General features: G+C 68.8%; 9 protein-coding genes and 1 pseudogene. 5 read left to right on the top strand and 5 right to left on the bottom strand.

All coding sequences use genetic code 11. From position 1 onward, the window contains the following. On the bottom strand, positions 1 to 868 hold an 868-nt coding region (locus LXT23_RS49400), incomplete at its 3' end, for an amidase (RefSeq protein ID WP_253987542.1). 573 nt (positions 869 to 1,441) lie between these two features. Between LXT23_RS49400 and LXT23_RS49395 the strand changes: the two genes are divergently transcribed. Beyond that, positions 1,442 to 1,792 (top strand): nuclear transport factor 2 family protein, encoded by a 351-nt coding sequence (locus LXT23_RS49395; protein WP_253987541.1) that lies wholly within the window; start codon positions 1,442 to 1,444, stop codon positions 1,790 to 1,792. A gap of 73 nt (positions 1,793 to 1,865) precedes the next feature. Here LXT23_RS49395 and LXT23_RS49390 read toward each other — a convergent pair whose 3' ends face one another. Next, on the bottom strand, positions 1,866 to 2,786 hold the full coding sequence (locus LXT23_RS49390) for a LysR family transcriptional regulator (RefSeq protein WP_253987540.1): 921 nt from the start codon (positions 2,784 to 2,786) through the stop codon (positions 1,866 to 1,868). Positions 2,787 to 2,884: 98 nt separating this feature from the next. Here LXT23_RS49390 and LXT23_RS49385 point away from each other — a divergent pair, with 98 nt between their 5' ends. Beyond that, entirely contained in the window at positions 2,885 to 3,976 is a 1,092-nt protein-coding gene (locus tag LXT23_RS49385; protein ID WP_253987539.1) for an aldo/keto reductase, read from the top strand. 189 nt (positions 3,977 to 4,165) lie between these two features. Here the strand turns inward: LXT23_RS49385 and LXT23_RS49380 are convergent, their stop codons facing one another. Continuing rightward, positions 4,166 to 5,656 carry a S28 family serine protease gene (locus LXT23_RS49380; protein WP_253987538.1) on the bottom strand — a complete coding sequence of 497 codons (1,491 nt, stop codon included), beginning with the start codon at positions 5,654 to 5,656 and terminating at the stop codon, positions 4,166 to 4,168. A gap of 138 nt (positions 5,657 to 5,794) precedes the next feature. Continuing rightward, a complete protein-coding gene (locus tag LXT23_RS49375) occupies positions 5,795 to 6,313 on the bottom strand; it encodes a DUF1361 domain-containing protein (protein WP_253987537.1) in 519 nt (172 codons plus the stop codon). Between the two features lie 189 nt (positions 6,314 to 6,502). On the opposite strand from LXT23_RS49375, the gene LXT23_RS49370 reads away from it, so the two are divergent. From LXT23_RS49370 to LXT23_RS49360, 3 genes are read left to right on the top strand one after another with little or no spacing between them, the layout of a single operon-like run. Further along, complete coding sequence (locus tag LXT23_RS49370; RefSeq protein WP_253987536.1) at positions 6,503 to 6,865, top strand: HNH/endonuclease VII fold toxin-2 domain-containing protein; 363 nt, start codon at positions 6,503 to 6,505, stop codon at positions 6,863 to 6,865. Positions 6,866 to 6,873: 8 nt separating this feature from the next. Beyond that, a complete protein-coding gene (locus tag LXT23_RS49365; RefSeq protein ID WP_253987535.1) occupies positions 6,874 to 7,779 on the top strand; it encodes a hypothetical protein in 906 nt (301 codons plus the stop codon). A gap of 11 nt (positions 7,780 to 7,790) precedes the next feature. After that, entirely contained in the window at positions 7,791 to 8,120 is a 330-nt protein-coding gene (locus LXT23_RS49360; protein WP_253987534.1) for a hypothetical protein, read from the top strand. A 326-nt stretch (positions 8,121 to 8,446) separates the two neighbouring features. Here LXT23_RS49360 and LXT23_RS49355 read toward each other — a convergent pair. After that, positions 8,447 to 8,791 (bottom strand): annotated as a pseudogene (locus LXT23_RS49355) (hypothetical protein); the annotation flags it as partial.

Genomic DNA, 8,791 nt, shown 5'->3' with positions numbered 1-8,791 from the left:
GCCCATCGAAGGCGGGCGGCGCAATCGGCTCGACGTGGTGGCCCAGCTCCGTGAGCAGCGCCACCGCTTCGTCATGGGCCCGGCGCACCGAGGGCTCCGGCTCCTCGCCCATCATCGTCCGCGTCCATGTGGCGATGCGCAGCTTGCGACGAATCGGCTCGCGCACGAAGCCGACGGGCCGGGCGGCGGTGGGGTCCTCCGTCACCGCGAGGAACAGCGCGCTGTCCCGCACCGAGCGGCTGATGCAGTGGTCGCTCGTCATGTCCCCGAAGTCCGACGTGGCGAAGGACGCCATCATCGTGCGCTCGCGGCTCGGCTTGAAGCCGAAGAGGCCACACGCCGACGCGGGGATGCGCGTGGAGCCACCGCCATCATTCGCATGCGCGAGCGGCACCAGCCCCGCCGCCACGGCCACCGCGCTGCCTCCCGACGAGCCCGTGGCCGAGCGGGACAAATCCCACGGATTGTGCGTCACCCCTTCGAGCAGCGTCTCCGTGCTGCCCAGAAGCCCGAACTCCGACGTCGCAGTCTTCCCGGCGCACACCAGCCCCGCCTCTTCGAGCCTGCGTCCATAGGGCGTCTGCTGCGGCACGACGTTCTTCGCGAACAGCCGCGAGCCGATGGACCAGCGCAGCCCCGGCCACGGCGTCGCGTCCTTCACCAGGAACGGCACCCCGGAGAACGGCCCCGGCTTCACCGCGCGAGGCGGCTCGCGATTCACGGTGACCACCGCGTGCAGCAGCGGGTTCAGCGTGTCGATGCGCGCCAGGCACGCCTCGAACAACTCCTCCGCGGAGACCTCACCGCGAGCACACAGCTCCGCCTGAGCCATACCGTCGAGACGGGCCAGAGACGCCAGGTCCTTCATGGGCCTTCTCCTCGTGTTGCCGGACGGCCCGGCCAGCCGTCACGGTGCCACCCACTCCACGCGCAGCCGTTTACCGCCCATCGCAGAGCGCCGTCCACAATGCCTTCGAGGACGCAGTAGACAGACTCCAGATGAAGCCGTCCTCGTGCAGCCGCATCTCCTCCTGCTCCATTCCCTCAAGCAGGGGTGGAGCCGGGGCTGGAGGAGGAGAGCCCCGCCTTTGCCGCGACGGTGGAGGAGCCGAGGAAGGAGCGCACACCCCGTTTGGACTGGGCCGGGCTGCTCAAGCAGGACGTTCGCCGTGGAAGTGTTGGCGTGCTTGAGATGTGGAGGCAGGCTCAAGGGTCTTGGCGTACGTGAAGGGAGCCCCCGGGGTGCGGGCCATTCTGGAGCACCTGGGCTTGCCCACTGCATGTGCGAGGTGGGCCCCGGCACGAGGGCCACCCCAGGCCGCGGGGTGTTGAGGCTCAAGAGGCGCCAAGAGGTCCAGGCCCCTGCTACGCACCTGATGGGAGCGCGGTCTGGGCAGGCATGTACCCCAAGGGGGCTCAAGCGGCCTGTCCACCGAAGCGGGTGACGCTCAAGACCCCGTTCTCCCCTCCCGGCATGCGACGTCATGAGGGCCGCGAGGCGTGGCTGGCGTTCTACCGCGCCAGAAGCGCGGCCCTGCCGGTGCGTTTCGAGCAGTTCCGTGAACTGGCCACCCACCAGACCGACGACCCCGAGGTCATCGTCGTGGAATACGAGCTGGCAGGGACGGTCACCACCACCGGCCTGCGTGCCTCGGCGACCCTCATTGGCGTGCTGCGGGTCCGCGACGGCCTCATCAAGCACTGGCGCGAGTACCAGGACGTCCTGGCCATCAGCGCGGCGCTGAAACTCACGCCCGAGGACCTCGGCGGAGCCGGCACGCCCGCCCCATAGCGCTCGGGCTTCATGCCGCGAATGCGAGGCGAGGCTTTCATGCTCCAGCGCCTGGAGGGGCACGGCGCCGGGCCTACTTCAGGCGCAGCACCTCCTTGGTCGTCTCGATGAACAACCGCAGCGCCGGCGAACGCTGCGCGTGGCTCGGATAGCAGAGGAAGAGGCCGGGCTCGGTCGGCGCATACGCTGGGAGCACCGCCACCAGCCGCCCGTCCGAGAGCTGGTCCTTGATGGTCATGTCCGCGGTGTACGCGAGGCCGAGGCCCGCCTCCGCCATGGAGATGTACGACTGGAGGTGGTTGGTGACCAGGCCACCCCGCACCGGCACGCGCCACTTGCGCCGGCCCCGCTCCAGCTCCCAGGCATAGAGGGCGTCGCCCATGGGCCAGCGGAACGTGATGCATTCGTGCTGGAGCAGGTCCTCGGGCTTGCGCGGCGTCCCGTGCTTCGCGAGGTAGGCGGGCGAGCCGACCACGAAGAACTTGAACGGGTCGGTCAGCCGCACCCGCCCCATGTCGCGCGCGATGACCTCGGTGACCTGGAAGGCGGCGTCGTAACCCTCGGCCACGAAGTCGATGGCGGCGCGCTCTTCGACCACGACCTCGAGGGAGACCTGCGGGTAGCGCTGGCGGAACACCGGCACCACCGGCTCCAGCACGTGCGGCACGGCCCCCTGCGAGATGCTCAGCTTCACGCGGCCGACGATGTCTCCCGCCTTCGCGTTCGCGGAGGCGAGCGCCTCGAGCGCGAGCTTCACCGGGGCGCTGGCGCTCTCGATGAGCCGCGCGCCGGCGTCGGTGGGTGTCACCGCGCGCGTGGTCCGCTGCAGCAGCACCACGCGCAGCAGCTCCTCGAGCTGCCGCACCGAGTGGCTCACCGCCGAGGTCGACACACCGAGTTCCCGCGCGGCGCCCGTGAAGCTGCGGTGGCGCGCGACGGCGAGGAACACCGAGAGCTGCGGCAGTGCGGTCTGGAGCTGGTGCGGGCTGGCCATTGTGAAACATCGTTTCATGGCCCTTGCATGATTGCGAGGTGGTGGGCGTGCCGCGCGCGCGGCATACCTCTTCGTGTCCACCTCCACGGGAGCGAACCATGCCCTTGAACCACTACGTCACCCTCGGCCGCTCAGGCCTCCGCGTGAGCCCCTTCTGCCTGGGCGCGATGACCTTCGGCGAAGACCTTGGCCCCGGCCTTGGCTCGAGCGTGAAGGAGTCCGAGCAGATTCTCGACCGGTACCTGGAGCTGGGCGGAAACTTCATCGACACCGCCAACTTCTACACGCGCGGGCACTCCGAGAAGATCATCGGGGACCACCTGGCGCACGACCGGGAGAAGCGCGACCGGGTGGTCATCGCCACCAAGTTCAGTGGCAACCTCTACCCGGGCGACCCCAACGGCGGCGGCTCCAACCGAAAGGCGATTGTCGCGGCCTGCGAGCAGTCCCTGCGCCGCCTGTGCACCGACTACATCGACCTCTACTACCTGCACATCTGGGACAAGCACACGCCCATCGAAGAGACGGTCGCGGCGATGCACGACCTCGTGCAGTCGGGGAAGGTCCGCTACCTCGGCATCTCGGATGCGCCGGCCTGGAAGGTCGCGCAGGCCCAGCTGCTCGCGCAGTTCCGCGGGTGGGCGCCGTTCATCGCGTTGCAGATTGAGTACTCGCTCGCCGAGCGCACCGTCGAGGGTGAGCTCATTCCCATGGCGCGGGAGCTTGGGCTGGGCGTGGTGCCGTGGTCGCCGCTCGCTTCTGGCCGGCTCAGCGGGAAGTACACGCGCGAGAATGCAGGCAAGGTGACGGGCGGCCGGGCGGCGATGGTCGCGGGACGGGTGAAGGAGAAGGACTACGACATCGTCGAGGTGCTCGCCCGCCTCGCCAGGGAGCTGGGCACCACCGTGCCGCGCGTGGCCCTGGCCTGGGTGCGCTCGCAGCCTGGCGTGGGGTCCACCATCATCGGCGGACGGACCCTCCAGCACTTCGAGGACAACGTGCAGGCGCTCGAGGTGACGCTGACGGCCGAGCAGCTCGCGGCGCTCAATGCGGTCTCCGCGCCGGAGTTGCCGTTCCCCATCCCGTTCCTGCGGCACGCGCCAGGGGTCTACGCCGGGGGGACGACCATCAATGGGGAGCCGTCACAGCCTTCGCCGGTACTGCCGCAACGGCGCGGCGAGCACCATTGACGGAAGGGTCACATCGGTCCTCATCCCGAGGCGTATCACGCCGAGATAAGTGGGCGACGTCCGCATCTTCCGTCCCTGGGGCTGGAACGTGGCCCTCATCGTCGACGAAGTTCCCCGCGTCATCCGTCCGGGGACACCGCCCCCACCTGCCCATGGCGGGTGGAAGCGGTGTCTTCGTGTTTCGGCAGGCTACAGGCGCAGGCGCGACTCCTTGCGGAGCTCCGCATCCAGTTCGGCATTCAGCTGTTCGATGTCCCGCTCGGCGTCGCGCGCCAGGGCGCGGGCCCCGTCGGCCGTCGTGGGCCACATCCACCGGTACAGATGATTCGTGGCCTCGAGCCGCTCGGGCGTGGGCAGGCGGTTGATGCGCGAGCCGTGCTCGCCTCCCGGGAGAACGAAGCGGAACGAGTCATTGCACTCGCGCACGGAGAAGGCGCCAGAGGACCACGGGTCATTCTCGCCGTAGATGAAGAGCATCCGCTCCGCGTGGTTGCGCACCCAGTGCTCCACCCGGCGCATGAGGCCGTGGTCGAACCGCTCCCTCACCGGGAAGTTCAAGTACGACTGGGGCACGTCCTGCCCCGGGTAGCGCAGCAGCCCGTCCAGGTGGCCCGTGGAGAAGCGCGTCCAGCCCAGCTCCGTCGCGGACTGGTAGTAGTAGGCCGCCAGGGGGATGAGCCACACGTCGCCGTAGGTGTAGCCGATGCCCACGACGGTGGTGTCCAGGAAGCCGACGAGGTCCGCCGCCGGTGCTTCAGGCGGGGGGACGGTGTCGCAGTAGGGCGTGCCCCAGTACTGCCAGAAGTAGAAGGACGCCTCGACGACGGCGAACTCCAGGGCCCGGTCCGCTCCGCCAATCACGTCGAAGCCCGTGCCCAGCTCGTTCCCCAGTTCCTCCACGAGGGGCAGCATCTCCTCGCGGCGCTGCAGCACGGCCACTTGAAGGGCCTGGAGCTTCGCGCGGCAGTCGGCATCCCCCACCTGCTCCACGAAGCGGGCATAGCGCCCGTCGTCCAGCCCGTGGCTGTTGGGCGCGACGTACGGCACGGTGGCGTCCACGTCGTCCGGGTAGAAGTAGCGGTGGTACACGGCCGCCATGCCGCCCTTGCTGACGCCCGTGGTCAGCCAGCGCTCGGGGTAGAGCGGCTTGAAGGCCTGGATGAGGCGGTGGTAGTCACCCGCGGCCTGGCGGATGTCGAGCAGCTTCCAGTCATTCGAGGCCGGCCGCGAGTTGCCGAAGAAGCGGTGCTCCACCGAGAGCTGATTGGCGTTGAGCAGAAAGGTGGGCTCGGCCCGCGACGGAGTGTCCCTCAGCTCATAGCCGCCTCCGTAGACCACCATGGGCTCGTCCACCGAGTGGTGCAGCAGGTTCACCCGCATCTGGAAGCGCTCCCCCAGCGGGCGCCGGTGGTCCGCGGGCTGCTCGAACAGCAGCCGGAAGAAGCGCGTGCCCGCGTAGGGTGAGGGCCGCTCGTCCAGCACGATGAGCCCGGGGATGGACTGGAGCTGGGTGAGGATGTCCTCCGGCTCCGCCACCGTCTCCAGCGCGCTCGGGGCCCGCGCGGGAGCCTCCACGCTGGAGGGCGGTGCGAGGGTGGTGTCCCCGCAGGCCTGCAGCAACACGGCGGCGACGAGCCACCATGCACCATGGAAAACGCCAACGGTTCCTGACTTCTTCATTCGAGCTCCGGGGGTAGGGACTTCGCGCGTGCGCGCCAATACACGAAGGAGGAAGCACCCCATGGCGGCGCGTCCCATGTATTTTTTCTGCACGCGGGCGGAACCGGAGGGCCCGCCGTCATTGCACCTGCAATGGAGCTACGCGGCGCGGCGGCAGCGCAGCCGCGTCACCAATGCCTCGAAGAGGGCGTAGGAGAGCAGCACCAGCCCGGCGAAGAGGAGGGTCAGTCGGGTCAGATGTGGGAAGGCGCCGGGCTCGCGCAGGTGGGCCGCCATGGCGGAGAGCAGCCGCGTCGGCTCGGCCAGCACGTCCCAGCTGTTCCACCGCTCCACGCGGCCCAGGTAGATGCCGTAGCCGCACAGCACGGACGTGGCGGCCACGAAGGCCCAGGCCCGGGCACGGCCCCAGCGCTGCTCCAGCCACTCCTTCCACACCTCCAGCGAGAGCAGCCCCATCAGCCACCCGGTGGAGGCGAACAGCGCGAGCAGTGCGGCATCGAACCACAGCGGCACCACGGACCGCTGGCGCAGGTGGATGAAGTCCGTGAGGAGGTACGGCGCGTTGGGGAACAGCGCGAGCCACCCCAGGGCCAGCGGCGCCAGCTGAGGCTCAAACTGCCAGGGCCAGGAGAGCCAGGCCCCTGCCGCGCACCTCATGGGAGGGCGGCCAGGGCCGGCGTGTATTCCAAGGGGCTGCGCGACCTGTCCACCCGCTTGGCTCACGGCTCGGGCGGCCCCAGTCAGCGGCCCTCCACGACACCTCCGCTCCTGCCCTCACCCTCCACATGGCTTCTATCCTGCCTATACGCAGGAGTGGGGCACGACGCTGGCGGGGCGCATGAACTCATGCACACCATCCAGAGCGCACAGGCGCTGAAACAGCCCGAGGTCGAGATCGACCTGGTCGGCAACAAGAAGGTGACTGCCAAGGCGTGGACCTATGGCGAAGCGAAGAAGAGCGCGGTCGAGGCGGCGAGCACGGTCTTCCAGCAGTCGGGCTGCTCGGAGAAGTGCATGAAGGCACAGCTGGACGCATACCACCGCCAGTGCGGCATCAACGACAACACCCAGATCAAGGCCGTCTCGCCCAACGAGATCACCCCAGAAGAGCTCGATGCTGCGCTTGCCGAGGCGAGCGCCCGCAACAGCATGGCGTTGCTGGAAAGACTCATGGGTGCGACCGACTCGGCTGCAGGGTGGGCTGGATGAGGACAAGCATGGACACGGGCGGCAACAAGAGCAGTCTTTCGGAATTGGCAACGGTGGCGACAGTGCTGCGCGGCCACGTGCTGGGGCCCCGCCGGGGCGTGCTCGTGCTGGGACTGGATGAGCTACTCGAAGAGCGCGTCGAGCATGCAATCGTGGCCCGCGTCGACGGTGACGCGGCGCAGATGGTGGCCAAGCTCAAGTGGGAATGTGTCGGCGCCTTCGCGCTCGACGACTCGGCCGTGGGCTGCGTGGGCTCGCGCGGCCGATTCGCCCAGACTGGCTCCTCGCTGGTGCTGGAGACCATCGCGGGCGATCTCGACCACCCGGGCATCTCGGGCCTCCTGCGCGACGCCGTCTGCATCGACGGCCAGATCTGCGCCCTCAGCCTGGACGGCCGCCTGCTGCGGCGCGCGGCACCAGGCCAGTGGAACGTCGACATGGACCTCATGCTCGACGCGGTGATGCACCGCCTGGGCAAGGGCCAGGCGACGCTGGATGGCTTGCTGGCGGCGTCGGCCACCGGCCAGCTCTACCGGCGTGCCGGACGGCGCTGGTCGCTGCTGGATACCCCCTCCACCGCGATCATCAACGGCATCTGGCAGACGCCGGGCGGGCGCTTCGTGGCTTGCGGAATGGGTGGCCTGCTGCTCGAAGGAGACACCCAGGCCATGCGGGTGATAGAGCATGACTTCGCGCAGGAGAACTTCTGGAGCATCTGCGTCTTGGAGGGTGCGGCGTACGTCGCTTCGCTTGATCACCTCTACATGCTGCCGCCGACAGGCAAGCTCGAGCGCATCGACCCCCTCGACGCCGCCACGTTCAACAACCTCTCGGCCACCGGCGACACCCTGTGGTCGCTGGGCGGCCGCGACGTCCTCGAACTCCACGGTGGCCAATGGCACCGCATCCTGTGAGCGTGGTGCCTGTGAACGCGACGGCCACCCCCCGCCACAACTCCGTGCTCGCGGTCGTGCAGCAGCACGTGGACGATGCCATCTCGCAGCGCGCCACGCGCTCGGTGCTCGTTCGCGCGCCCCACGTCAAGCTCGACCAACTGGGCCGTCTCGACGAGCGGCTGGATGCCAGCCTCGACGGCATCGCCGTTGCCGCCGATGCCGGCGCCGCCTTGTGCTCGGAGGCTCTCGCCACCCCTCACCGCGCTACCCTGTTCACGGCAACGGTGAACGCACTGACGGCGCGAGACATGGCTGCTCTTCCCTCAAGCAGGTGCGCAGGAGGCGAGCGCGGGGCTTGAGGCAGCGGCCAGGAAGGAGCGGATGAAGGAGAGGACACCGCGAGTGGACTGGACAGAGTTGCTCAGGAGGACGTTCGACTTCGACGTGTTCGCCTGCGTGCGGTGTGGAGGCAGGCTCAAGGGTCTTGGCGTACGTGAAGGGAGCCGCCGGGGTGCGGGCCATTCTGGAGCACCTGGGCTTGCCCACGGCAGGTGCGAGGTGGGCCCCGGCACGCGGGCCACCCCAGGCCGCGGGGTGTTGAGGCTCAAGAGGCGCCAAGAGGTCCAGGCCCCTGCTACGCACCTGATGGGAGCGCGGTCTGGGCAGGCGTGTACCCCAAGGGGGCTCAAGCGGCCTGTCCACCGGACGGGAGCATCGCTCGGGCGTCCCCGTCAGTGGCCCTCCTCGGCCCCTCTGCACCCTCCCTCCACCTCCGTGGCTGGCCGGCCGCTTCATCTCCTCTATGTGTCGCGCCATTCACCTCGATGCAGCCCGAGTCGTAGTGAATCTTCATGTCCCAGCCGAGCTGCCTGTAGCGCACGAGGAAGCTCCCCGACTTCAACGGTGTAATCGAATAGTGGTCGGCATCTTCTTCCCTGGAGATTTCGAAGTCGGTCTCCGGCGTCAGTTCCGGACCGGCCTTGAGCGCTTCCAGCGCCTTCCTCCATTTTTCGAGGTCCGGGACGGCGAG

The organism is Pyxidicoccus xibeiensis (assembly GCF_024198175.1).
In the GTDB taxonomy this organism is placed as follows: domain Bacteria; phylum Myxococcota; class Myxococcia; order Myxococcales; family Myxococcaceae; genus Myxococcus; species Myxococcus xibeiensis.
Note: the sequence above shows the minus strand (reverse complement) of the source record. Positions and strands in the feature narration are given on the sequence as shown.

Bases quoted from the DNA above. Each gene is read 5' to 3' on its own strand.
- LXT23_RS49390 (WP_253987540.1), bottom strand. From the start codon at position 2,786: ATGGCCAGCCCGCACCAGCTCCAGACCGCACTGCCGCAGCTCTCGGTG.
- LXT23_RS49385 (WP_253987539.1), top strand. From the start codon at position 2,885: ATGCCCTTGAACCACTACGTCACCCTCGGCCGCTCAGGCCTCCGCGTG.
- LXT23_RS49380 (WP_253987538.1), bottom strand. From the start codon at position 5,656: ATGAAGAAGTCAGGAACCGTTGGCGTTTTCCATGGTGCATGGTGGCTC.
- LXT23_RS49375 (WP_253987537.1), bottom strand. From the start codon at position 6,313: ATGAGGTGCGCGGCAGGGGCCTGGCTCTCCTGGCCCTGGCAGTTTGAG.
- LXT23_RS49370 (WP_253987536.1), top strand. From the start codon at position 6,503: ATGCACACCATCCAGAGCGCACAGGCGCTGAAACAGCCCGAGGTCGAG.
- LXT23_RS49365 (WP_253987535.1), top strand. From the start codon at position 6,874: ATGGACACGGGCGGCAACAAGAGCAGTCTTTCGGAATTGGCAACGGTG.